18 protein-coding genes are annotated in these 25,632 nt (G+C 45.2%); 15 read left to right on the top strand and 3 right to left on the bottom strand.

Annotated features, from left to right (window positions below; all coding sequences use genetic code 11):
* Nucleotides 1–6 precede the first annotated feature (6 nt).
* On the top strand, nucleotides 7–861 hold the full coding sequence (locus C170_RS15300) for an AraC family transcriptional regulator (RefSeq protein WP_235200774.1): 855 nt from the start codon (nucleotides 7–9) through the stop codon (nucleotides 859–861).
* A 5-nt stretch (nucleotides 862–866) separates the two neighbouring features.
* On the opposite strand, the gene C170_RS15295 is transcribed toward C170_RS15300, so the two are convergent.
* Entirely contained in the window at nucleotides 867–2,921 is a 2,055-nt protein-coding gene (locus C170_RS15295; RefSeq protein ID WP_036611246.1) for a helix-turn-helix domain-containing protein, read from the bottom strand.
* A gap of 496 nt (nucleotides 2,922–3,417) precedes the next feature.
* Between C170_RS15295 and C170_RS15290 the strand changes: the two genes are divergently transcribed.
* The 7 genes from C170_RS15290 (at nucleotide 3,418) to C170_RS15260 (ending at nucleotide 9,552) form a co-directional block, all read left to right on the top strand.
* Nucleotides 3,418–4,638 carry a metal-dependent hydrolase family protein gene (locus C170_RS15290; RefSeq protein WP_036611244.1) on the top strand — a complete coding sequence of 407 codons (1,221 nt, stop codon included), beginning with the start codon at nucleotides 3,418–3,420 and terminating at the stop codon, nucleotides 4,636–4,638.
* Between the two features lie 61 nt (nucleotides 4,639–4,699).
* Nucleotides 4,700–5,866, top strand: coding sequence for a hypothetical protein (locus C170_RS15285; RefSeq protein ID WP_036611242.1), 1,167 nt, complete (start codon nucleotides 4,700–4,702; stop codon nucleotides 5,864–5,866).
* Nucleotides 5,867–6,122: 256 nt separating this feature from the next.
* Nucleotides 6,123–7,058 (top strand): helix-turn-helix domain-containing protein, encoded by a 936-nt coding sequence (locus C170_RS15280; protein WP_036611241.1) that lies wholly within the window; start codon nucleotides 6,123–6,125, stop codon nucleotides 7,056–7,058.
* A 27-nt stretch (nucleotides 7,059–7,085) separates the two neighbouring features.
* Entirely contained in the window at nucleotides 7,086–7,574 is a 489-nt protein-coding gene (locus C170_RS15275) for a DinB family protein (RefSeq protein ID WP_036611239.1), read from the top strand.
* Nucleotides 7,575–7,755: 181 nt separating this feature from the next.
* Nucleotides 7,756–8,043, top strand: a complete 288-nt coding sequence (locus C170_RS15270; protein WP_036611237.1) for a hypothetical protein — start codon at nucleotides 7,756–7,758, stop codon at nucleotides 8,041–8,043.
* 137 nt (nucleotides 8,044–8,180) lie between these two features.
* The gene (locus C170_RS15265) at nucleotides 8,181–8,909 is read left to right on the top strand and encodes a hypothetical protein (protein ID WP_081745951.1); all 729 of its coding nucleotides are present in this window, start codon (nucleotides 8,181–8,183) and stop codon (nucleotides 8,907–8,909) included.
* 121 nt (nucleotides 8,910–9,030) lie between these two features.
* Entirely contained in the window at nucleotides 9,031–9,552 is a 522-nt protein-coding gene (locus tag C170_RS15260) for a GNAT family N-acetyltransferase (RefSeq protein ID WP_081745950.1), read from the top strand.
* A 35-nt stretch (nucleotides 9,553–9,587) separates the two neighbouring features.
* Here the strand turns inward: C170_RS15260 and C170_RS31340 are convergent, their stop codons facing one another.
* The gene (locus C170_RS31340; protein ID WP_076319090.1) at nucleotides 9,588–10,832 is read right to left on the bottom strand and encodes a hypothetical protein; all 1,245 of its coding nucleotides are present in this window, start codon (nucleotides 10,830–10,832) and stop codon (nucleotides 9,588–9,590) included.
* A 19-nt stretch (nucleotides 10,833–10,851) separates the two neighbouring features.
* Nucleotides 10,852–11,202: a hypothetical protein gene (locus tag C170_RS15250; RefSeq protein ID WP_036611232.1), complete on the bottom strand. Its 351-nt coding sequence runs from the start codon at nucleotides 11,200–11,202 to the stop codon at nucleotides 10,852–10,854.
* Nucleotides 11,203–11,639: 437 nt separating this feature from the next.
* Here C170_RS15250 and rhaD point away from each other — a divergent pair, with 437 nt between their 5' ends.
* The 7 genes from rhaD (at nucleotide 11,640) to C170_RS15215 (ending at nucleotide 25,497) form a co-directional block, all read left to right on the top strand.
* Complete coding sequence (gene rhaD, locus C170_RS15245) at nucleotides 11,640–12,485, top strand: rhamnulose-1-phosphate aldolase (protein WP_036611229.1); 846 nt, start codon at nucleotides 11,640–11,642, stop codon at nucleotides 12,483–12,485.
* A gap of 261 nt (nucleotides 12,486–12,746) precedes the next feature.
* On the top strand, nucleotides 12,747–14,564 hold the full coding sequence (locus C170_RS15240; RefSeq protein ID WP_036611228.1) for an APC family permease: 1,818 nt from the start codon (nucleotides 12,747–12,749) through the stop codon (nucleotides 14,562–14,564).
* A gap of 345 nt (nucleotides 14,565–14,909) precedes the next feature.
* On the top strand, nucleotides 14,910–15,872 hold the full coding sequence (locus C170_RS15235; protein ID WP_036611226.1) for a carbohydrate ABC transporter permease: 963 nt from the start codon (nucleotides 14,910–14,912) through the stop codon (nucleotides 15,870–15,872).
* On the top strand, nucleotides 15,869–16,690 hold the full coding sequence (locus C170_RS15230) for a carbohydrate ABC transporter permease (protein WP_036611224.1): 822 nt from the start codon (nucleotides 15,869–15,871) through the stop codon (nucleotides 16,688–16,690). The genes C170_RS15235 and C170_RS15230 overlap by 4 nt, the downstream gene beginning before the upstream one ends.
* A 378-nt stretch (nucleotides 16,691–17,068) precedes the next feature.
* The gene (locus C170_RS15225) at nucleotides 17,069–18,427 is read left to right on the top strand and encodes an ABC transporter substrate-binding protein (RefSeq protein WP_143781084.1); all 1,359 of its coding nucleotides are present in this window, start codon (nucleotides 17,069–17,071) and stop codon (nucleotides 18,425–18,427) included.
* Between the two features lie 187 nt (nucleotides 18,428–18,614).
* Nucleotides 18,615–19,769 carry a copper amine oxidase N-terminal domain-containing protein gene (locus tag C170_RS15220; protein WP_051447209.1) on the top strand — a complete coding sequence of 385 codons (1,155 nt, stop codon included), beginning with the start codon at nucleotides 18,615–18,617 and terminating at the stop codon, nucleotides 19,767–19,769.
* Between the two features lie 571 nt (nucleotides 19,770–20,340).
* Nucleotides 20,341–25,497, top strand: coding sequence for an S-layer homology domain-containing protein (locus C170_RS15215; protein ID WP_051447208.1), 5,157 nt, complete (start codon nucleotides 20,341–20,343; stop codon nucleotides 25,495–25,497).
* Nucleotides 25,498–25,632 lie beyond the last annotated feature (135 nt).

Genomic DNA, 25,632 nt, shown 5'->3' with positions numbered 1-25,632 from the left:
CTAACGATGAAGAAAGTGGTGTACTGGATGGATACCCGGATTTTTTTTGGTAAAACAGAAGAAGCTGCTCGTCTGCCGATCTATATGACCACGGTTGGTTACTGGGAACACCAATATGAAACCGAGCGTCCAGAGGGATTCCCGGATTATCAGATCCACCAGATTATTCATGGTCAGGGGAGACTGATTATACAAGAAGACGAGTATATCGTCGGACCGGGTGACGTTTTCTTTCTGTACCCTGATGTACCGCATCGATATTTGCCCATTAGTGACCGTTGGGAACTGGCTTGGGTCTCGTTTCAAGGGAGAGAGGCTAGCCAGTTATTATCTTATGCGGGGATAACCGGCTCACGCGTATACAGACTCAGGACAGCAACGCTGCTGCGTGGCCTGGAGCAACTTCTGGTTAGAGGAGAGAATGGCGGTGATACGGATTACGCAGACTACGATGTTGAATGCTCCAAACAATTATATGCCCTGCTGCTGGATCTGAAGCCACTACTCATCGCATCCGCCAATTATAATGATGAACTGGAGCGCTTGAAGCCTGTGCTGCGTTATATCGCAGAGCATCTGGATCGTTCACTTTCCCTGAAGGAACTGGCCGATGTGGCTGTGGTATCTCCCCAATATTTGTGCAGGCTATTTCAGAGGGCACTCCATACCAGACCTGTATTTTACGTGAACCAGGAACGGATCAATCGAAGCAAACAACTCATGTTCAGTGAGAGAGAGCTTCGAATATATGAAGTGGCTGATCGGGTGGGTTACGAGAACGCCAGTTATTTCTGTGCGATGTTCAAAAGGCATACAGGCATGAGTCCAGAGCGTTTTCGCAAACTGCACGGACTGAATTGATGGAGTTACAATTTTAGTGCTCCACTTGCGGTAGGAGCACCAGAGTACACTTCACTTAAATGACATGCCAGATACACCTTCATCCAACCCTCGGAATCGTTCAGATCAACACCTAGAATCTCCTCTATTTTGCGCAGGCGCAGGTACAACGTATTGGTATGAATATGCAGACGTTCGGCTGTGGCTTGCACAGATCGATTCGCGGCAATGTAGGTTTTGAGTGTGAGTTCAAGCTCTCCTGATTTTTGCTGTTGAAGAGGGGACAGAATTTCGTGAATGTAGTTCTCGATATCGGAAGGTTCCTGGTTCAGAAACAACCGATTGATCCCGATTTCTTCGTAGAGCATCAGGCCCGCTTTGTTTTGTTTCAGCAAAAAGGACAATGAGCGTGTAGCCTCGTCATTGCTTTTGGACACATACTCAAGCCCTTGATACAGTCCACCGATGCCGATAGATAGGGCAGGAGTCTTAGAGGTGGTCCATTTCTCCACAGCCGTTTCCAGCCTGCTGATGATCCAGTGTCTGACTTTGGGCTCGGGTGCCGCAGCCAAAATCGTAATTTTGTGATGTGCACTGAACAATAGATGTTCGCGGGTGCCCAGCTCCTTTTCGATAAATCCGATCAACTTGCGCACCCAATTTTCAGTTGTTTTCATGTCGGGATGTTCCCCATAGAGCTGCAATTGAGCGACGAACAAGGACTGATGGGCTGGCAACTGAAAGCTGGAAAGTCGTGCCTCCAACTGCTGTGGTTCTCTATATTGCACGAGATCGCTGAAGAAATCATGGTTTTTCCGATAGGACATCTCGGTGAGTGAGTAGGTATTCACCATCTCCAGCATCACAATAGCTCCGCCTTGTTCCAAAATCACATGATCCAACTGACCTAACGGATGATCTAATTGGATGGCAAAACAGCCAAGCACCAGAGATCCGTTCACAATGGGATAGAGGTAATAATCGCTATGATCCGTTCCACCGGATAAGGTGATGGGGTTAAACTGACTGTCCAGAGCGGTATAGATATCGAGCTCACTTAGCAAGACACTTTCCGGGATGAGCGGGTACCAGTCATTTCTCGCCATGTCCACATAATAGGTGGGAAGTTTCAGCATTGACCCAACCGTCTCAATGATATGTCCGAGGCTCACATGTTCAATGGAAAGTGCCGTGAATTGATTATGAATTTCATTGCGGCTAACGAGATATCGGTTCGTTTCCAGCAGTTCTGAATACATGGTGGCGTTGGAGATGGCAATGGCTGCCTGATCCGCAAATCCCTGCATCACATTCAGATCATGTGGGGCAAATCGTCTGTTTTGTTCAAATTGGTATACCAGCATTACACCGATTTTGTGAGTATTCATTGTCACGGGAACGGCGATAAGTCCTTTTGCCATAATACCGTCAGGCAGTGAACTTACAATGATATCCGCATTCTCCTGACTAACATTGCCCATATCTTTAAAGGCATCATCCGGTGTGCTATACATTCGGCCAATGCCTTCCTCGTATACTTTTCCCGTAATGCCCTCATCCAGCTCGCCCTGATATTGATACACGCTATCCTGAAAACCGACTTTGGCTCTAGGAATCATCTTGCCAGAGTCCGGATCAACCATCATGAACAGTCCGCAGGAAAGGGAGGGGATGACATGGAGCGCATTCTCCATAATTTTGAGTAACAAGTCGTTCAGCTCCACGGAACAGGTCAGCTCCCGCAGTCCGGTCAACCATCGATCATTGTGTGCACGTTCCATCTCAATCTGCTGCTTCAGCAGTCCTTCCCGAATCAAAGACTCCAGACGTTCACTCTGTAGCAGGGTAAGTTGCTTCTGGGTATCGATAACCACACGAATGTTGATGTTAGACAAAAAAACAAACGTGTACCTGAGAATCTTCCAGGATGACTCAATCTGTTCTTGATCTGTATATTCAGGTAGCTCTCCTTCACGCAGCCAGTTATTCCACTGGAAATCATATTCATCCTTGATCCAAATTCCGTACGGAACAGACCCAAAGACTTGAACCATAAATGAGCGAACCGCTTCATGAATCATAGCAAACGTACTCCTTTTGTGTTCACATGGAAAAATGCTTACATATATAACATGATCTTCACTATGCTGTGTGATTTATATTTTGTATTGTGTATATCACCATAATTAATATTAGAATGCTGTTGCTATCAACAATGACATTATACATATGCAACTTATATAATGTCATTAACTTTAACACGATACAATTTCATCGTAGTACAACAGTAGAGCTGTAAATCGAACATGTACACGTAATATTTAAGTTCAACTTAACTTTTTACACGAGAACGGAGAGGACAGAAATAACGTGAAGAAGCAAAGCGTTCGCCTAAAAGCTTTCGCAAGAAAGCTACTTCGGAAGCATACGCTATCCCCGGATTTTCCCTTTGGAGAAGGGAATCAAAAAAAATCTGGGGATAACAGCGATCGGAAGGTTGTTCTGTCATCGGAGTGGTCAGTGTAAATATTCTTTAGTTGAACTTACAATCAAGTCTGAAAATGAGGTGGAGTACAGATGAGTCAAATTACTGCTTTTGTAGGTGCATTGTTGATTGATGGACAAGGTGGAGAGCCTGTTTCCGATAGTGTGGTCTTGGTTGAGAACGGGAAATTCATAGCAGCGGGTGCAAAAGCAACCGTTCCAATTCCGGAAAATGCCGAGCTTGTTGATGTAACAGGCAAAACGGTGATGCCCGGATTAATCGATGCCCATGTCCATGTACACGGGGCCAAAAATCTGAATATGGCTGCGGTGGCGCTGGAAGCCAATGAACTTCAGATGGGGAGAGCACTTCAGGATCTGCCGAAGCTGATCAACGCAGGGTTTACAACCGTCAGGGATGTCGGTAGCCATGTTGCTGTATACATTCGCGATCTGATCAAGGAAGGTGTGGTGAAGGGGCCGCGGATTAAAACTTCCCGTCATATGCTCTCTCAGACGGGTGGGCATGCAGATATCCATATGATTCCAACGGAACTGAATATCTTCACCGTGTGTGACGGCGTTCCGGAAGTCATTAAGGCAACACGCACGCAGTTCCGTGAAGGGGCGGATTTCATTAAAGTGTGTTCCACAGGCGGGGTACTTTCGGAGAAAGATGACCCTCGCTGGTCGCAATTCCGCATGGATGAGCTGAAGGCGATCGTGTATGAAGCGGAAGCGGTACAGTCTTATGTGGCTGCACATGCGCAAGGGGCACAGGGGATCAAAAATGCGTTGGAAGCGGGCGTACGCACCATTGAACACGGGATCTACATTGATGAAGAAGGCATTGGCATGATGCTGGATCAAAAGGCGGTTCTGGTTCCAACGCTGGCCATTGTACATCGGATCATCAAAGAAGGGCATAAATACGGTGTTCCCGAATTTGGCATCCGCAAAGCCAAAAGTGTATATCAGGAGCATATTGAGAACATGATTATCGCGCGTAAGGCAGGCGTAACCATTGCAGTAGGGACAGACTTCTGCACATGTGCACCTGTTGAGCATGGCGGGAATGCACTAGAACTTCGATTGCTTGTTGAAGATGTTGGATTTACGCCGATGGAAGCGATTGTAGCCGCAACAAGAGATGCGGCGAGAGCGATGCAGATGGAAGCGGAGATCGGTACGATTGAACCTGGCAAAGCTGCTGATCTGCTGGTACTGAATGTGAATCCGTTGACGGATATTGGACTGCTCGAAAACACAGAGAATATCGAACAGGTCTATTTATCAGGTGAACGCTTGAAATAAGAACGATGGTTCTACGTGTACTGAACTGCACTGACAACATAGAGAATGGGGAGAAGTCACCATGTTTAGTCAACCGATATATATCGCCACAGTATTGCTTGTTATTTTAGCTATAGGGGAACTGGTTTCGATCTGGTCCAAAGCGCGAATTCCTTCCTTGCTTGTTATTCTGATCGGATATTTGCTGCTGAACTGGGCGGGGTTATTTCCTAAAGGAGTGGTATCCAGCTCTGCTCTGACGGCGTTCGGGGCTCTCATGGTGGCTCCGCTGATTGTACACATGGGGACATTAATACCGCTGAAATTAATACGTTCCCAATATAAAGCTATACTGATCTCATTGTTCGCATCACTCACGGCGACAGGTCTTATCCTGTTAATCGTATCACCGTTCTATGGTTATCCTACGGCTGTTGCCGGATCAAGTCCGGTTGTTGGTGGCATTATCTCTTATCTGATCACAACCACGAAGTTGCAGGAGATGAATCTGGGTCATCTGATTACAATTCCGGCTGTTATTCTGGGTATTCATTCCCTCGTGGGGATGCCGATTGCAACCAATATGTTGCGCAGATATGCGTTGAAACTGCAGAAGCAGGGCGCTTTTGAGAACAAGGTTGCAGGGGAAGGCCATGTGAACATTAAAGAAGCGAATGCTAAAACATTCCTTCCGCAGCGATTCCAGACCGCACCTATTCTGCTGTTGCTCTTGTTCATTATGGGTAGTCTCTCCATTTATCTAGGTAATGTAACCGGACTTAGCTACAGTATCTGGGCTCTGTTGCTGGGGGTTCTCGGACATCTGATCGGACTGTTCCCATCTCGTATTCTGGATAAAGCAAGTACATCGGGAATTGCCATGATAGGTCTGATCGTAGTCGTTATGACAAGTATGGAGTCGATCACTTTTGATGCGGTGGTTAGTTCCATTATTCCAGTGTTGTTCATTATCGTAATCGGTGTAATTGGGGTGCTGATCGGTGGATTTGTTGGCTCCAAGCTGTTCAAATGGGACCCGCTCAAAGGTCTGCCTGTGGCACTGACTGCACTATTCGGTTTTCCGGGGGACTACATTATCTGTGAGGAAGTAAGCCGTTCAGTTGGACGTGATGAAAATGAACGCAAAGCCATCCTCGATGAGATTTTAACGCCAATGCTGGTAGGTGGATTCACAACGGTCACAACAGCATCCGTGTTAATTGCGTCCATACTGATCAAGACACTTTAAGAGGTTGTCATAAACGGTCTTTTTGAACACGCACTATAAGAAAAATTGATGTTCTTTTCATCCCAATTTCAGTTTCCATTAAGGTTGGGAAGGTAAGATAAGTCTTGTAAACCCCTTCTCGTGTTAAATAGATGTGTGACTGGCCCTATCGGATTGTCCTCCGGTAGGGCACTTTTTTTTCTTCATTTCTGCGGTTGGTGGTATGATAGATGAATACATAATGTGTAACCAACTCTAGTGACCGGAGGATGGAATTGTGGATCACAGTTTGCACCCGTTGTTTAAGCCTATTCAGATGAATGGAACGTACCCTAACAGTTATTATGTTGAGAAAGTACCTGCTGCTGGTCTGATGGCTTATGTGGCCTGTTATTGGGAATCAGGATCTCTTCCGAACACACATGCGGATGTTGCTAAGAGAGAAGGTCCAGAGCGATCGATGATGACGGTACCTGCCCGGGTATTACCGGATGGTTGCACGGACATGCTGATTACATACGACCCGGTCTGTTCAAAGCACTCCTATGCTTACTGTGGCAATTATACACAGCCATTCGCTGTACCTGAACCATCCGATGATGGTTCCCCTGCTGGAGACTACACCTTTGGTGTCCGGTTCTTCCCGGGTGGAGCGCATGTCTTCCATGGCATGCCTCTGGAGTGGTTTACGGATAAGCGAATTGCCCTTCAGGAATGTTGGCCGGAGAAGCTGAACGAGCTTCAGGAACGGATCGCCGAAACGAATAGTTTTGCAGAGCGAGTAGAGGTTATGAATGCGTACTTGAGTCCGTTGCCCGTGCAGGGAAGCACATCTGAGAACGATCTGATGAAAAACGTGCTGCACCGCATCTTTATAGATGGGGGAAGTATGAGTGTCCAAGAGCTGGCGATGCGTGAAGTGATCAGTGAGCGGCAGCTGCATCGCAAGTTCTCGGAATGGGTGGGAATCAGCCCCAAGCGATTCAGTGAGGTGGTTCGTTTTCATCGTGTGTTGAGTGATATTCATCAAGGGAACACGGCAGACTGGGCAATGCTTGCCCAGAATCATGGTTTCTTTGACCAAGCCCATTTGATTCGGCAATTTCGCAAGTTTTATGGAGAGACTCCGTTGACGGCAGCCAGGGAGCACGGCAGAATGTTGTCCGATTTGTACAATAGATCTGTAGCACCTTCGGTTATACTTAAATCGTGAGAATAAAAGATAAGGGAGACATCATATATGAATGGAACATTGCAGATTCGGGATCACTTGTTAAATGAATTGGAAACAGGCGTACGGACGGGGGTTTCGTTAATTCGCTTGATCCGTTCAGAGGATTGGTCGTATCGTCCACAGGAGAATATGCGTTCATTGGTGGAGCTAGTGCATCATTTTATCCAGATTACCGCATCGGATCTTGCCATTATGCAGGAAAAAGGTGAAGCTGAGGTTGGGCTGGTGGAGAATAGCCTGTCGGGGACCCAGGATATCGAGAAGCTTGAAGCAACATTATGGAGCAATTTCGAATCCTACAAAGCTTATATCATGGGATTGAGTGAAGATGACTTTTTGAATCGTTCAACAAAAGCTTTTTATATGGAACATGGTCACTTGCAGGTTCAATGGCAGATTGAAACGGTAACGCATGTATTCCATCACCGTTCGCAGCTGTATAACTATCTCAAGCAGCAGGGCCATGAACTGAACTTTTTCATGCTGTATGCGTAATTAAACTAAAGTAAGCTTAGTTGGCTCCACCGGATGGTCCGGTGGGGCTTTTTTTGCGTACATTCGTCTATCAATCTATGAAGTCTATCAAAATTGGACATTATGACCCTGGTAATTCACCGTTGCTTTAATAGATTTCAAGCATAGAATACCGTATCAAAGCAAAAAGGAGGTGATTTCAATGGCCATCCTTTTACCGATACAAAATTACAACCTTCCTGCCGGAGTAGGCAAGTCCTACTACGAAAATTTGGCTGGTGGCACAAATGCCAGCGCTACAGTGAACAACTTTGGACCTTTTCCGGTATCTCTCGTGATCACACGTGTTAATGCACCAGTAGTCACTTACGTTGTTCCTGTAAACAGCAGCCTTACCATTTCTGCAGGTGGAGTTCTGGTGTTTGCCTTGTTAGCTAACCTTGGAGGCGCAGCTTCCGGAACAATTCAATTCGCCGTAGCAGATTTGTAATTGATGTGAACTGGATTGGAACGGCCTCTGTCGGACATCTTGTCGGCAGGGGTTTTCTTTTTTTTATGTGGAACCTTCTGGATTGAAAGTGATATTATACTAGAGTCTTATTATTTGATTAATAGGTTGTTATAAGAATGAATTTCTTATACAGCGAGAGAAAGGGAGATTTGATGTTTAGAAAGATGTTCATCTATATTATGGGGGTAAGCTTAGGATTGTCTGTAATTCTGTTACCACATGTTGCTCAGGCTGCGAGTGAGTTGGCTACTCTGGAGTATGGCAACGGGGCTACATATTATGGAGAGATCAAAAATGGAAAACCTCACGGGAATGGAACCATGACCTGGGGGAAAACCAAAACTTACAAAGGAAGCTGGGCACAGGGAAAACGTTCGGGACATGGTGTTTATAAAGTTATAACACGCAGTGAGGACAGAATTACAGAGTCCAAGTATGATGGGAACTGGAAGAATGACAAGAAAGATGGTAAAGGTAAACTTCATGTTAACGAAATAGCTTTGACTGGATATATGCTGGAATCGCGAATCCAAACAGGGACATTTGCAAAAGATCAGTGGATTGCAGGCTATGATGTACGAAATGGGGAATATGATCCGCCATATTCGTTTCTTTACAAAGATTCGAAATTGAGATTTGAAATCTTAGGGTATGCCGGAGACATTTGGAATGATTTGAAGAGTGGTTATATATTCTCATTTACATATAAAAAGGGAAAAGTATATAAACATATTGGTGTTGGAGAAGAGTATATTTCCAAGCAATTCAGCTCTTTTATAAAAAGTGTAGAGAAAGAGATCAAGCCTCACATCAATCAATTTGAGAAATTGGCTAAGCAATTATAAGTGTTATTACAAGGGATGAACATGTACACAGATTATAAATGTTGTTTATCCTGACGGTCATTCGATTAATTTAAGGTATAAGCTGCACGCAGATTGGTGTTGGCATACAGGAGGTTAGTGGATGATGAATAGAACAATCTTATTTGAAACGGAACGGTTGGAATGTGCGACTTGGAACGAAGGAGATCGTGCGCTGGCGTTTGCATTGTGGGGCGATCATGAGGTTGCCAAATGGATTAGCAGCAAGGGATTTCTGAGCGAGGATGAAGTAGAAGCGAGATTAACACAGGAGATTCAAAGGCAGAAGGAAGCGGGTGTGCAATATTGGCCCCTTTTTGAGAAAGAGTCCGAGGTGTTTGTGGGCTGTTGTGGCCTGCGTCCGTATTCTTCAGAAGAGGATATGTATGAACTGGGATTCCATCTAACCCGGGATCACTGGGGCAAAGGGTATGCCCAGGAAGCGGCGCGGGCGGTAATTGGTTATGCCTTTGACAAAATGAATGTGAAGGCACTGTTTGCCGGGCATCATCCGGATAATGAAGTGTCACGTCACATCTTGATCAAGCTGGGATTTGAGTATACAGGTGATGAACGTTATGAACCAACAGGAAAGATGCATCCATCATATGTGCTGCGAAAATAAGAAACCCCCGACCAATGAAGGACAGGGATTGCGTGTTAGGCGATACTGAATAATACGGTTTTGGTTCCCACAAGTATAGATCCGCTGTTAACAAAATAATAGTTGGAGGCGGCATCCAGCGTTAAAGGTCCTGTCCAGGTGATCGTAGCAAACTGACTACTAAATATGCCTGTTGGAGGGACATCACTTAAGGCGAGTGTGACGGTCACATTGCCACTGATCGTGGAATTGGTAATGTGTGAGTATCCTCTTACATTAATGGTGCTGTCTGAAGTACTATCTACCATCCTTTGAATATTCAAACCGTTATGAACCATGGTGTTGATGCGACTGTGATACAGGTATGCATTCAGATTACCCATATGACCCGATTGTACAATATTTCCTACGACTCTGGCATTGAGCAGTTGAAATTCAATGGTCGTGAACGGGTCACCCACAGCCACGTTCTGAAAAGTGACGTCACCGCTTATAATGGCGCCGTCCGTGTAGTTGGTATGCGTACTGACGGACGTGCCGTCATTAAACGTTCCTATAACCGTAACAGGACGAGCATCAAATGCAGGTCCTTGAACCAGATAGACATCTTCTGCAGCCTGACTTGTCTGGATCGTGACATTCCGGGGAATGGAAGAAGCGAAGTTGGCCAGATCCGAATTTCCGAGTTGCCAAGGGCCAATTCCCAGAATTTGCACATGTCTTGCAGGAGGAATAACAATGTCTTCATTGAAGGATGAATTGCCGGCAATAAGAATAATCAACCGGGCTCTCATGCCAAAAGTAACCGCAAGAGGGCTGTTCGTGGCTGCGTCGATAGCAGCCTGTAGGGAGTTGAATGGATCAAAGGGTGATCCGGTACCTGGTCCTGGAGCGCTGGAGTCAGCCCAGTAGATCGTCTGTCCCCACTCGAAGTCGGGAGTGCCACCTTCGGCACCCAGCAATTCAGAAGTTACCAGTCGATGGGCAGCGACCAATTGTCCTGTGGCATTTTTGCCCCACATGGAAACGTCGGTTAAGCTCTCCGCCAAGCCACTGGTAGTGAAAATAAATTCGAAGCCATCCAAGTCTGCATAATAACTCTTGGTGAAGACTTCATTGGGCGCAAGCGAGATGGATTCCAGTACATACAAGGTCCGCGTTCCGTTTAGCACATATCCTTCGATAAGAACAGTTGAGGCGTTGACTGGATCTTCGTTATCAATCTTGACAGTAACCGATTGGGTGAGTCTTGATCCGGATACCAGATTGTTCTCAATGGGCCCGGATGAGATTGTGGCCATCTGATTTCCTCCCCTTTTTTTATAGAACTAGTTCATTCGAAACAATACGATGTGCGGTGACGATTTGCCCGGTGCTGTCTTTTCCCCACACTGAAATTTCAGTTGATGCAGCTGCGCCTCCACCCGTTGTGAATACATATTCGTATCCATCCAGGTTGGCATAGTAGGTTTGAGAGAAGACTTGCCCGGGGGTCAGATTAACGGATTGCAGCACATATAAGGTCCTCGTTCCATTCAGGAAATAACCTTCAATGAGTACATTGGACGTATTGATGGAATCTGTGTTGACCATTTTGATGGTGACCTGTTGTGTAGGCCTGCTGCCACCGGAGAGGTTGTTCTCGATCGGGCCTGTAGAAAGGACTGCCATAGGTCCAACTCCTTTTTTATGAATGACTTTTTCTGAGAAAAGCTAGAATAGCATATGCTAGAATTGACAAAAGCGTTTGGACAGAGGGATATATGTACTGAATGAAAAGGAGGAACTGAATCTTCTGTCCAAAGGGGATATATGTTTTCATGCTTTTTTTATTTCGCTTTCAGCTTCTATTAAGGTAGCAGAGGTAAGATAAGTCTTGTAAACCCCTTCTCGTGTTAAATAGATGTGTGACTGACCCCGCCGGGCGCCGGTGGGGTATTTTTTTGTTTTATTTTCAAATAAACAAAACTAAACAAAAATAAATAAAAGGTTATTTCTGTGTTTGTTATTGACTACCAAAGATAAACAAAGGTATAATGAATGTGAAAAAAGGAACTTACTATGTACGTGGCAAGCCATATTATTTTCAATATAAGGAGAGATTGATCATGAACGTGACCCTTACCAATGAAACAACGCAGGCTGCAGGTTTCCATATCCCATTTGTCCGTGAGATGGCTGAGATTACACAACATATGTGGAAAAATGGCTGGGATGAGCGTAATGGCGGTAATGTCAGCTATCTGCTGGAGGAAGAGGAAGTTGCCCAATATATCGATATCCATCATGTGATTCGCAAGATCAAACCGGCATTTTCGGTGCAGGAGCTGGCAGGTAAATATTTTATCGTGACCGCATCGGGCAAATATTTCAAAAATGTACTCGCTGATCCGGAGAGTAATCTAGGGTTGCTGCGTGTATCGCAGGATGGACAGGAGCTGGAAGTGCTCTGGGGATTGAAGTCGGGGGCGAATCCAACAAGTGAGTTGCCTACACATTTCATGAGCCATATCGAACGTTTGAAATTGGACCCGAACCACCGGGTTGTCATGCACAACCATGCCACTCACGTATTGGCTATGACTTTTATCCACGAATTGGATGAAGCAAAATTCACGAAGACGCTCTGGCAGATGTGCACGGAGTGCGTGGTTGTATTTCCGGATGGAATTGGCATTATTCCATGGATGATTCCTGGATCAAACGAGATTGGACGCGAAACGGCTGAGAAAATGAAAGAATACCACGCGGTCATCTGGCCGCAACATGGCATCTTTGGAACAGGAACAACGATTGACGAGGCATTTGGTCTGATTGAGACGATCGAGAAGGCAGCCCAAGTGTATATGCTGGTCGCTGGTCACGAGATCCGGCAGAGAATTACAGATGAGCAGCTGACCACACTGGCACAAGCGTTTGGTGTTACCCCTCGTCCCGGAATTCTGGGCAGATAAAATAGTCAACGCATAGATCAAGGAAGTGGTCTTTGGTTCAATGAACCAAAGGCCATTTCCTTTTTTTTGACGAACAATCGTCATTTTGGTTCAAAAAAGTTCAAATTGCTGAACAAGAATGGCTTTGTTATCGATTATTGAATCGTAGAATGCATTATCACGCGCTGGCGAAATTCGGGTGAAATGACGTATTGTCAACGGCTCTGCGATTTTGCATAATAACAATGCTTCACAGATGAGAGACGGAAGGAAGTTATGATCATGCTTGGCAAAATGAAGAGAATCTTAATAGGCAAGCCCATGAAATCGGCTGAACTGGATGGAGAAAAATTGGGGAAGTGGAAGGCGCTCGCCATCCTGTCCTCGGATGCCCTATCCTCCGTTGCCTACGGTACGGAACAGATTTTGCTGGTGCTCGTTGCGGCCGGATTCGCCGCCCTGTGGTACTCCGTTCCGATTTCCATCGCCGTGCTGGGATTACTCGTCATTTTAATTTTTTCCTATCGCCAGACGATATTTGCTTATCCAACAGGGGGCGGCGCTTATATCGTAGCCAAGGATAACCTGGGTACAACATCCAGTCTGATTGCCGGAGGATCTCTGCTGGTCGATTATATTCTGACCGTTGCGGTAAGTTCGTCCGCAGGGACGGATGCGATTACGTCGGCTTTTCCTATGCTGCATGACTACAGTGTTGTGATTGCTCTGATTATGATTGTTTTTCTAACGATTATGAATTTGCGGGGAGTGACGGAGTCAGCGTCTGTGCTGGCGATCCCCATTTATCTATTTATCTTTTCGATTGCGGTGCTAATTATCTCGGGCGGAATCAAATTTCTTGCCGGGGGGATGGAAGCAGCTGCACCAGAATTCGGAACTAGTCTATCCCATGTGAGTATGTTTCTGTTATTAAAAGCATTCAGCTCCGGTTGTTCGGCCTTGACTGGCGTGGAAGCGGTAAGTAACGCAATCCCGAACTTCAAGCAGCCTGCTGAGAAAAATGCCGCGGGTACATTACTGCTCATGGGTTGTATATTGGGAGCCATGTTCATCGGCATCACCTTACTGGCTTATGGGTACGGAGTGAAGCCTGATCCCAAAGCAACGGTCATTTCCCAGATTGCTGAAGCGACGTTTGGCAGGGGCACGATGTATTTTATCATCCAGGGTGTAACGGCACTGATCCTGTTCCTCGCAGCCAACACAGCTTATTCGGCTTTTCCGCTGTTATCCTTCATGATGGCAAAGGATAAATACATGCCGCATGCATTTATGGTCAGAGGAGACCGCCTTGGTTTCTCAAACGGGATCATTTTCCTCAGTGCGATGTCTGCGCTGCTGGTGGTCGGGTTCAAAGGAAATACGGAAAGCCTGATTCCGCTCTATGCGGTAGGGGTGTTCATTCCATTTACCCTGTCACAGCTCGGTATGATGATTCGCTGGATCAAAGTCAAACCGTCTGGCTGGCAGATGAAGTTGCTGGTCAATACCGTCGGTATGCTGACTACATTATCGATTACCCTGATCTTTATTTTCACCAAGTTCACGCAGACATGGGTCATCTTTATCTTTTTGCCGGTCGTTGTTTATGTATTCATGCGTATTCACCGTCACTATTGCAACATCGCCGATGAGCTACGTATTGATATTCAGGTTGATAAGCCAGCCAAAAAAGGTAATACCATTGTCATTCCTGTTGCAGGCATTACCCGGGTCGTCATGAATACGATCAGTTACGCCCAGACGATGTCGGATCACGTGGTCGCACTTTACATTGGCTTCGATGATGAGGCGATACGCAAGATGGAGCAGAAGTGGGAGGAGTGGAATCCAGGTGTTCGTCTGGTCGTGATCAAATCGAGATACCGTAGCATTATGGGGCCGCTCAAGAAATTCATTGATACAGTAGAGTGGAAAACGGCTGAGACCGATCACATCACTATATTGATTCCGCAATTCATCACCAAGCACTGGTGGCAAAATGTACTGCACAACCAGACCAGTTTTATGATTCGTGCTTATCTGATTAATTACAAAGACGTGATTGTCACAACGGTGCCATATCATCTTAATCGTTAACTCGAACGGTTAATCGCTTTAACCCGTTTGGAATATTTACAGATTATTGTAAAATGAGTCGCTTTTATTAATAAGCAAACGTTCATATTCCATTTACACATCAAACCGCAGGGACATCTCCAAACAGGGGAGTTCTTGCGGTTTTTTGTCATGAAATCCGGTTTGGATACCGCTTTCGAATGGATGCACATTTCCGTAAAGTCCCTTGTCCATGATTAACGTTACGTTGATTCAGAATGAATTTTGCTGTGACATTCGACTCTTACACTAGATAACGTGGTGCTGAAGTTGATCTAACATTTCACACACACACTGAATGCGTGAAACAAGGGGGAAGAAAATCCGATGAGTGAGCTTGATAACCGGATCAGCCTGCCCGCCGCCAAACGGCGCGTATCCGGTACGAGTGAGCGCCGGACAGTCTCGCTGCGTCTGCAGCGAATGCGGGAGAATCTGCTGGCCTATGGTTTCCTGGCACCATCGCTGCTTTTGTTTGCAGTGTTTCTGTTTTACCCGATGTTTAAGTCCGTGTACCTGAGTCTGCATTCCACAGATCCGACGGGGCAGATTGCGGCTTATGTAGGACTGGATAACTTCAAGGCCGTGTTCCAATCAGGACTGTTCATGCAAGGGATGAAAGTGACATTACTATTTGTACTGTTTACAGTGCCTACGGGCATGCTGGCTGCTCTGATTCTGGCTGCACTGACCCACAACCGGTTCAAGGGAATGCGTGTGTTCCAATTTGTATTCTCTCTGCCCGTGGTGTTATCCGTGGGTTCGTCAGCGGTGATCTGGAAGTTTCTGTTCCATCCGACCCTGGGCATGCTGAATTATCTGCTTGGCAAAGTAGGTATTGACCCAATTCCTTGGCTTACCAGCCCGGATTGGGCATTGATCTCGATTTCCATCATGACAATCTGGATGAACCTTGGATTCAACTACATTATTCTATCCAGTGGTTTGGCAGGCATCCCGGATGAGATCTACGAGAGCGCCAAGATTGACGGTGCAGGACCATTGCTGACGTTTCGCAAAATTTCGATGCCGCTACTGTCACCAACGTTATTTTTTGTTACGGTCGTATCGATCATTGGTGCTTTTCAATCGTTCGGTCAGATCAACATTCTAACCCGGGGTGGCCCGATGGACAGTACAAATGTTTTTGTATATTCCATCTATCAGGAAGCCTTTGTTAATTTCCGCTTTGGTACAGGTAGTGCGCAGGCACTGATTCTGTTCGTGGTGATTATGTTGCTGACCCTGATCCAGTTCAAATGGGTAGAAAGGAAAGTGCATTACCAATGAGTGCGACATGGACCAAAACGCTGTTGTATGTATTACTGACGATCTGTGCAGCGCTTGTGCTGTATCCGGTGATGTACACCTTTTTCATGGCCGTCATGACGCCGGAAGATGCGAGCGCTTATCCGCCACATATCATTCCAAATTCCATCGATCTGTCCAACTTTAGCGAAGTATTTGATATTGTTCCGATCGGTCGATTTATCGGCAATACCTTTCTTGTCGCAGGACTGACAACGCTTGGTCAATTGATTACAGCGAGTATGGCAGCCTATGCTTTTGCGAAAATGCAGTTCAAAGGCAAAAACGTCATCTTCAGCATGTTTGTCGCAACGATGATGATTCCATGGGAAGTGACGATGATCCCCAACTACCTGACAGTTCGCAGTTGGGGCTGGCTAGATAGTTACCAGGGGCTTACCGTGCCGTTTCTGGCAACGGCGTTTGGTACATTCCTACTGAGACAGTTCTTCATGCAGCTACCCAAGGAACTATTCGAGGCAGCTAGGATCGACGGTTGTGGTCATATTCGCTATTTCATATCGCATGTCTTGCCATTGTCCCGTCCGGCACTTGGAACACTGGCAATCTATTCATTCTTAGGCATGTACAATTCGTATCTCTGGCCGCTGCTGGTGACAAACACACCGGAAATGAGAACCGCACAGATCGGGATCTCGATGCTGGAGTTCCAGGAATCCACAGCGTGGAATCTGGTATTTGCCGGAACAGCCATGGTCATTCTACCATCCTTACTGTTATTGATCTTCGGGTTGAAACAGCTTGTCCGCGGAATGGCCGCAGGCGCGCTAAAGGGGTAGGGAGAGAAAGTTTTACAACTATTTAATTGAAGTGGAAGCTCTGAAGGTTTTGATCTAAAGATTTTAATTTAGAGGTTTTGAATTAAACCTTGTATCTTCTTACAAGGTCCACGGTTTGGATACCAGGAGCGAATAAAATGAGGCTCGTGCTTCAAATAAAATGTTGAAATGAACGACGGTAGTAGTGGAGGGGACGAAATCGATTCTGAAGAAGCAAAGCGTTCGCCTTTATCCCCGGATTTTCCCCTTTGAGAGGGGGAATGAGAAAAATCCGGGGATAACAGCGATCAAAAGAACGATTCGTAACCGTAACGGCCACACCGCGTCATCCCCAAGATTTTATTGTACGCGAGCCATATAAAAGGAGAGCGATTTCGTTTGAAAAAAAGAGGAACATTCGCATTAATGCTGGCTGCACTCATGTTGGTCATTTCCGCTTGTGGAACAAAAGCTGAAACAAGTAGCCCGGCAAGTGGAGCACAAGCAGAAGCGGCCGCAGCTGAAACAACACAATTGACGTGGTGGCATTCCATGTCTGGCGCTGGGGAGAAAGCCATTAACCAACTCGCTTCCGATTTTAACGCTAGCCATCCCGACATTCAGGTGAAACCCATCTATCAAGGGAAGTACGATGAAAGTCTGAACAAACTCAAAGCATCCATGGGCTCAGACAGCGGTCCAGACATTATCCAAGTCTATGAGATTGGTAGCAAGTTCATGATCGATTCGGGCATGATTACGCCAGTACAACAGTTCATCGACAAGGATCAGTTCGACCTGTCCCAACTGGAGCCAAACATCATCCGATACTACACCATCGATGGCAAATTGAACGCCATGCCGTTTAACACATCCAACCCGATCCTGTATTACAACAAGGATATGTTCAAAGCAGCAGGTCTGGACCCGGAGAACCCGCCGAAGACGTATGAAGAGTTTGAGCAAGCAGCAAAAGCACTGGCGAAAGACGGTAAGCCAGGTGCATCCATGGCGATCTACGGCTGGTTTATGGAACAGTTCTTTGCAAACCAGAATGCAGATTATGTAAACAATGGAAACGGAAGAAATGAAGCAGCTACAGAGTCTCTGCTGAACTCCGAAGCTGGAGTGAAGACTTTAACGTGGTGGAAAAAGATGATTGATGAGAAGACCCTCTCCAATCTGGGACGTAGCACAGACGATACAACAGCAGCATTTACCGCTCAGCAAATCGGTATGACTCTTGATTCCACAGCTGGCCTGCGTAAAATCGTAGAAGGTTCAGGTGGCAAGTTTGAACTGGGAACAGGCTTCCTGCCTCGTCCAGCGGATGCCAAAGAAGGCGGCGTTGTAGTGGGTGGAGCGAGCTTGTACATCATGAATAACAAATCGGAAGCGCAACAGCAAGCGGCGTGGGAATTCATCAAGTACTTGGCTACACCAGAGGTACAAGCGAACTGGAGTGTTGCGACAGGATACTTCCCTATTACGACAGCAGCCTACAATGAGCAAGTATTAAAGGATAATATGGCGAAGTACCCGCAATTCCAGACAGCAGTCGATCAATTGCACGCTTCCGCCGATTCGACAGCAACATCAGGGGCATTAATGGGTGTATTCCCGGAAGCCAGACAACTTGTCGAAGGAGCGATTGAAACGGTCCTGAATGGACAAGGTACACCACAGGAAGCACTGGATGCAGCAGCTAAACAAATTACAGACAAGATTGCGCAATATAACAGCACGGTGAAGAAATAATTTAATTCATATCAGTGTTGAATGCAGTGATTAAGCTGCATTCAATTTTTTTGTTTTACTAAAAAGAAAGACTAACATTTTTTGTTAATGATTCCGAAAATAGAATAGGAAGCTGAAAGGGGTATCCCAATACATGGATTCATGAAAAGCAATGGACAATATTAAAAATAAGAAGGAGTACAAGTGAATGAAAAGAGTAACGGTTCTAATGATGGCATTTATGTTGTTGTTTGTTTCAAGTGTTTATGCAGAGGAACTTAAAGTTAAAAATATTGAACTCATCCCTAATACTACAGTTTCGGTCGGTTCTAAGATTAATCTTAATATAGTTGTTGTGTATGATGACGAAAATTCAATACATAGCGATAACGATCCATACTACAGAAGAAATACAGGTCTTACAAAAACAGATTATACGATCAGTGAACCTCATATACTTCAAGTGCTGAGCACTGGGATGGTAAAGGTAATAGGTGTAGGTTCTTCAACAATTACTGTTAAAGTCGAAAATGTTGAAAGATCAGTTACTATTTCAGGTAGTTTGGATGAAGCAATTGATGGAGGATACATAAAAAATGGTGTGACTCTTGTTCCGATGAAAGAGGTATTTAAGGCACTGGGAGGGAGTGTTAGTTACATTGCTCAACAGGACGCCTTCGAGATTAAAGTTGGTTCTACCAAACTAACTCTCCCGAAAACGGGAACAAAAGCAACGTTAAATGGAGAGCCATTAACTCTCAAGTCCCCGCTGCTTGTTCAAAATGGCGTAACTTTGTTTCCTGCTTCAGTTCTCTCAGATGCTCTGGATGGAACTGTGACTTATAACTCTAAAGCTAAGCAGATGCAAGTATCCATTGGTAAAGGTAAAATGACTATTAATATTGAACAACCTCAAAAACAAAACAGTGTAACAGGAACAACTCCAACAAAAGGGAAACTTTATGCTGTGCCAGCTACTGGAGATATGAAAGGGTGGAGCATTCTCAAGGGTCATCCTTACGAAAAAAGCATCCGTGTGTACTTCAAAATCAATGGGTCAAATGTACAAATATATACTAAGGATATAAGGAAGGTAGATCTGAATAAAAAAGTAACATGGACCGATTTAGAGGGGAAAAAACACACAAATACGGTAAAACAGTTGTATACTGTTTTTGGGGAATTAAGTAATGAATATACTAGTGACATACTATATAAAATGTTTGGAAAAACATATTCAGACTGGATCGGGTCAACTTCACTGAATGCAGATCGATACGTTGACCAATACTTGGAGCAACAAGGATTAATTGAACCCTATGGAAGTAATATTACTTTGACACCAGACACAGAAGTGTATTGAAAACCGTCTGTAACATTTCGAAAAGGTGAAATTAGTATCATTTTTCATATTTTGTATTATCCCACAAGAAAGTCTCTGAGAGTAATTGGAGATGTTCTTGTGGTTTTTTTTAACATTCTATTAACTCATACTGATTTTGCGCTTAATAGTTCTCTTTTATACTCAGTTAATGTTGTGATCTAAAGTGATCCGTACATATCGTTTTATCATGTGAAAATGCATGTCTCAAGACTCAGGTTTTAGTGGGTTTAAAGAAATGAGTACTGTTACTAAATGTCGAATTCGTATATATATTCAGTATAAATGTCAATTTAATTGACGTTAAGTAACCGTATATCTAACATTTATATAACTTTAATAGGCTTAATAACGTGTTTTTAGTTAAAAGTTAGTACTATTTATTCATTATTATAGAGGTTAGTTTAGAAAATGTGATATGAGTGTTCTATTTTCTTTCATAACGAAGAAATATTGTTTACACGAGTCTGTTATTCAGTTATCTTATATTTGAACTAATGTACAAGCTGTCTGAACAAATGATTGCCAAGTTGAAAACATGGGGGTAGGACGAATGAACAACAAGCAAGTGAAACGTTGGGCACAAGGGTTTCTGGTTTTCGTTCTTGTCGTTACAGGTGCGGCACCAATAGGTGGATTAAGTAGCACCGCATATGCTGATGAGGAAAGTGTAGTAGCGGAAGAGCAGCACATAAGTGATCAGGAGACCTCCATACCGAATACTGTCCCAACTGAAGAATCGTCAGACCTCGAGGGGACAGAGTCACCAACTAACGAAGATGGTGATTTTGATGGAACTGAAAGTGAAGAACCAGTTGAGACGGATAACTCAGAAGTACAGGAAGCAGACGAGACTGGAATCATATCCATTGCTGATGCGAGAGTCCTTGCACCAAATACAAATGTAGCCGTTTCAGGTGTCGTAACGTACAGTGAACTCTCCGGAGAATTCACGAATTATTATATCCAAGACGAAGAGGCTGGCATTGTAGTCCGAGCGAAAAATCAAGTTGACGTGGGGGATCGCATTGAAGTGTATGGTCCAATTACCCACTACAGCGGACTCGTCCAGATCGAGAAGGATAAGTCAGGTTTTACCGAAGGATACATGAAGGTAACTGAGCAAAATGTAACACTCCCCGAACCCAAAAATATGGTGTCTACAGACTTTGTCAGACCAGCAGACCAAAGTAATAAAGGTCCGGGAGAAAAGTATGAGGGAATGTTTGTCGAAGTAAGAGATATTCAGGTAACAAGGGGCAGTAGTTCGACGTTTTACGCTACGGATAGTCATGGTGCTGAGATGACGATTTATGCCAAAAACTCTCCTACCGCGCTAACTGTTGGCAAAACCTACGAATATGTGCAGGGTGTTCTGACCTTCAACAGTAATTACGGATTAGAGCTTTTGCCTAGAACAGCCGCAGATATTGTAGAAAACAGCCTGTCTGTGATGGCAAGTGTTCCATCTGGCGGGATTCCCCGGAACAATGAAGTCACATTAACCTCTCCAGCCAAGAGTGCAGTTGTACATTACACGACGGATAATACAGAGCCTACTTCTTCTTCCGCCGTGTATAGTAGTCCAATAGTGATTGATCAAGACATCGTAATCAAGGCTGTTGCCATTCTTAATGGACAATCCAGTGCAGTGTACACCTTTACGTATCAAATACTTCCTGATAAAGAAAACGTGCGTATCCATGATATTCAGGGGGCAGGACATACCTCTGTTTTTAACGGATACGATGTTAAGGATATTGAAGGTATTGTTACCTCTGTCAGTACAAGCAGTTTTTACATGCAAGAGCTTCCGGGCGAGATGGACGATGATAACCGGACATCCGAAGCCATTCAGGTTTATAAACCAAGTCATGGAGTTATCGTTGGCAATCAGGTGAAGGTATCTGGGAAAGTTGCGGAATATGGGGCGGTTAACGAATTAACCACCACGCAGATTACGGCGAGTGCCATTGTAAAAGTAATAGATAAGGTAGATCTACCTGCACCTGTGAAGTTGGGTGTCAATGGACGTGTAATTCCAACCGTCATTGACTCAGACTCTTTTGCAGAATTTAATCCCGAGACGGATGCTATAGACTTTTTTGAAAGTTTGGAAGGCATGCGTGTTGAACTGGAAAAGCCTGAAATTATAGGTCCTTACTCCAGTCAACCGGGTCTGGCCGTTGTTGTGGATAATGGTGAGAATAATCCACTTCGCACACCTAACGGTGGTGTTATTCTGACCGATAACAAGAAAGATATGAATGAGAGTGATCTCAATCCGCAGCGTCTATTTATCGGCAAGAAACCTTCCAAAGCAGTAAAAACAGGCGATAAGTTGGATGGTAATGTAGTCGGAGTAATGACCTACTCTAGTGGAAATTTCAAGGTGAGTCCTGAAGGGAATTTACCAGCAGTTATCCCGGGAGAAACGAAACAAGCGACTACTTCCATTGAACAAGCGGCAGATAAACTGACCATTGCTACGTTTAATGTGGAGAACTTCAGCAAAAAAGATTCAACACGAGCCAATAAAATCGGTAAAATCATCGTGGATAATCTGAACACGCCAGACATCATTGGCATCATGGAAGTTCAGGATAACGATGGCGATGCCGACACGGGCACAACAGCGTCCAATGAGAGTTTTCAGACGCTAATTGATGCAATCAAAACGAACAACGGACCAACATATCGATATAGTGAGATTTCTCCGGAAAATAACAAGGATGGCGGGGCACCTGGTGCCAATATTCGTGTAGGGTTCCTTTATCAGCCGAACCGTGTATCGTTGGCTAATGGTATCGGAAAAGGAAATGCTACGACAGCGATCACAGTCAAAGCTGATGGCAGTCTCTCCAATAATCCGGGTCGTATTGCACCAGGGGACGAGGCGTTCGCCAGCTCCCGCAAACCGCTCGCCGCTGAATTCGAATTCAATGGTAAACGTGTAGTGGTGATTGCCAACCACTTTAATTCCAAAGGTGGAGACCTGAAACCTTTTGGAAGTATACAACCTGCCACTCGGAGCAGTGAAGTTCAACGTGCGAAGCAAGCTGCATTGGTGAATGGGTTTGTGAAAGAGTTACTGAACAAAGACCCTGAGGTGAATGTCGCCGTTCTCGGTGATTTCAATGACTTCCAATTCTCGGATACTTTGAACATTGTTGAAGGTAATGAACTGGACAACCTGGTAAACGAACTACCAGAAAATCAGCGGTATTCCTACATCTATGATGGAAACTCCCAGACACTGGATCACATTTTGGTGAGTAAAAATCTAACTGAGACGGCAGCCATCGAAGTAGTACATGTGAATGCCGATTTTGAGACAGCAGATGGACGAGTGAGTGACCATGATCCACTGCTTGCACAATTGAGTATTGGAGATCCAGTAGAAGAAGGGGACTTCAACCTGCGCGTACTGCACACGAATGATACGCATGCGCATCTGGATAACATCCCGCGCCGAGTATCGGCAATTAAGGAAGCACGTAATGATAATACCCTAGTGCTGGATGCAGGGGATGTATTCTCTGGTACATTGTACTTCAATCTGTTTAATGGTCTGGCTGATCTGGAGTTCATGAACATGATCGGATATGATGCGATGACCTTTGGTAACCATGAGTTTGATAAAGGTCCAAGCGTACTGAAAGCATTTATTGAAAAAGCAGAGTTCCCGTTTGTGAGTGCTAATATTGATTATTCAAAGGATACGAGTTTGAGCGGTTTGTACAACAATAACATCGGTGATCCGGGTGAGAAAGCTGAAATCTATCCGGCGATTATTACGGAAGTGAATGGTGAGCGAGTCGGTATTTTCGGACTGACAACACCTGACACGGTATCTCTTTCTTCACCAGGAGATGACTTGAAGTTTGCAGATTACAAGGCAAGTGCACAAGCAACTGTACAAATGCTGCAAAATGAAGGTATTAATAAAATCATTGCTTTGACTCACCTTGGCTACTCTGAGGATCTGAAATTAGCTGAAGCTGTAGAAGGAATCGACATTGTGGTAGGTGGTCATTCACACACCATTCTGAACGCACCAGTTTTGGTGGATACCCATGCGGACCCAACTTTGGTTGTGCAGACTGGGGAATATGACGTTTCTATTGGTCAATTGGATGTTACGTTTGATGAAGCAGGTATATTGAAAAAGTGGAACGGCAAATTGCTGAGTCTGGATGCGAAAGATGCTGCCAACCAATTCATCTATGATGATGATGTGGAAGCCGCAAACAAGCTGAAAGAATATGCGCCTCAGTTGGAACAGTTCAAGAAAACTATTATCGGTAGAACAAATGTCTTCCTGGATGGAGAACGGGGCACTGTGCGGAAACAGGAAACCAATTTAGGAAACCTGATGACAGACGGTATGCTGGAGAAAGTGAAATCCATTGTACAGGAAAATGACGTCAAAGGATACGTAGCGATCCAGAACGGCGGTGGCATTCGTGCTTCATTCCAGACAGGTGATATTACGCTGGGTAATCTCCTGACTGTGATGCCGTTCGGTAATAACCTGTCTGCGTTGAAAATGACAGGCAAGGAAATCACAGCCGCGCTGGAAAATGGCGTTAGTGGTGTGGAAACGGGAGAAGGGCGCTTCCCACAAGTGGCAGGCATGCGTTTCTACTACGATTCCACGAAACCAGGCGAGAAAATTGATGCAACGACCAATACCGTGACCCAAGTGGGTCAACGTGTGGTCAAAGTTCAGATTAAGAATGCAGATGGTACGTACTCGGATATCGATCCGAACGGGTACTATATCGTCGCTACCAATTCATTCATGGCTAACGGCGGAGACTTCTATCGTGCTATGAGAACAGCGAAAGATGATAATCGATTCTACGAATTAAATCTGGTCGATTATGAAATCTTCCATGAACATCTAGACCGTGTAGGTAATGTGAATCAAGTGACGGAAGGACGCAGCACGGATCTGAAAGGTACGCCACTTCCGGGGGACGGAAATGGAAGCAATCCTGGTAATGGTGGCGGCAATAATGGAAGTAATCCGGGCAGTGGTAACAGTGGTGGAGGGTCTACAACACCTACTCCGCCTGTAACTCCAACCACACCAACCAATCCTACAAACCCAACTACGCCAACTGTTCCGGGTAATGGAGGAAACCCTAATCCAACTACTCCGGTCGTAGACCTGAAGGACATCGGAAATCACTGGGCGGCGGCTGCCATTGGACAGGCCATTTCCCGGGGAATTGTGAACGGATATCAGGATGGTAATTTCCGTCCGAATGCACCAGCCACACGCGCCGAATTCATTGTTATGTTGGGCAGAGCATTTGAACTTCCAGCCAGCAACAAGGCATTGACGTTTAAGGATGCTGCCGGGATACCTGCATGGGCACAATCCTTTATTGCTCAGGCAGTGGATCTAGGCATCATTAGTGGGTATACGGATGATACGTTCCGTTCATCGGGCAAAGTATCACGGGTAGAGATGACAGTTATGCTTGTCAGAGCACTCGGCCTCCCGGTACAGTCGAATCCGGCACTGACTTTCGCAGACGCAGATAAAGTACCGGCGTGGGCTGTTCCATATATCGCTGCTGCATATGATGCAGGACTGGTGAAGGGAACAGGGAAAAATATGTTTAACCCCCTCGCTGAAGCAACACGTGCTGAAGTGGTAACCTTGTTATTGTCAGCAAGCGAGTTGCAAAAACAATAAAACGCATGATACAGACGGTTTAAAACAGCTTGCAGACTTCCATCTGCAAGCTGTTTTTTTCTAGGGCGTGTCTGAAAACTCCGAAGGAAGTAGATTTTGCCGAATTTTCGTTCCAAGCAAGGAAGTTTTCTGCAG

Origin of the sequence: Paenibacillus sp. FSL H7-689, from assembly GCF_000517905.1 — a bacterium.
In the GTDB taxonomy this organism is placed as follows: Bacteria; Bacillota; Bacilli; order Paenibacillales; family Paenibacillaceae; genus Paenibacillus; species Paenibacillus amylolyticus.
This window is presented reverse-complemented; position numbering and strand designations above follow the sequence as displayed.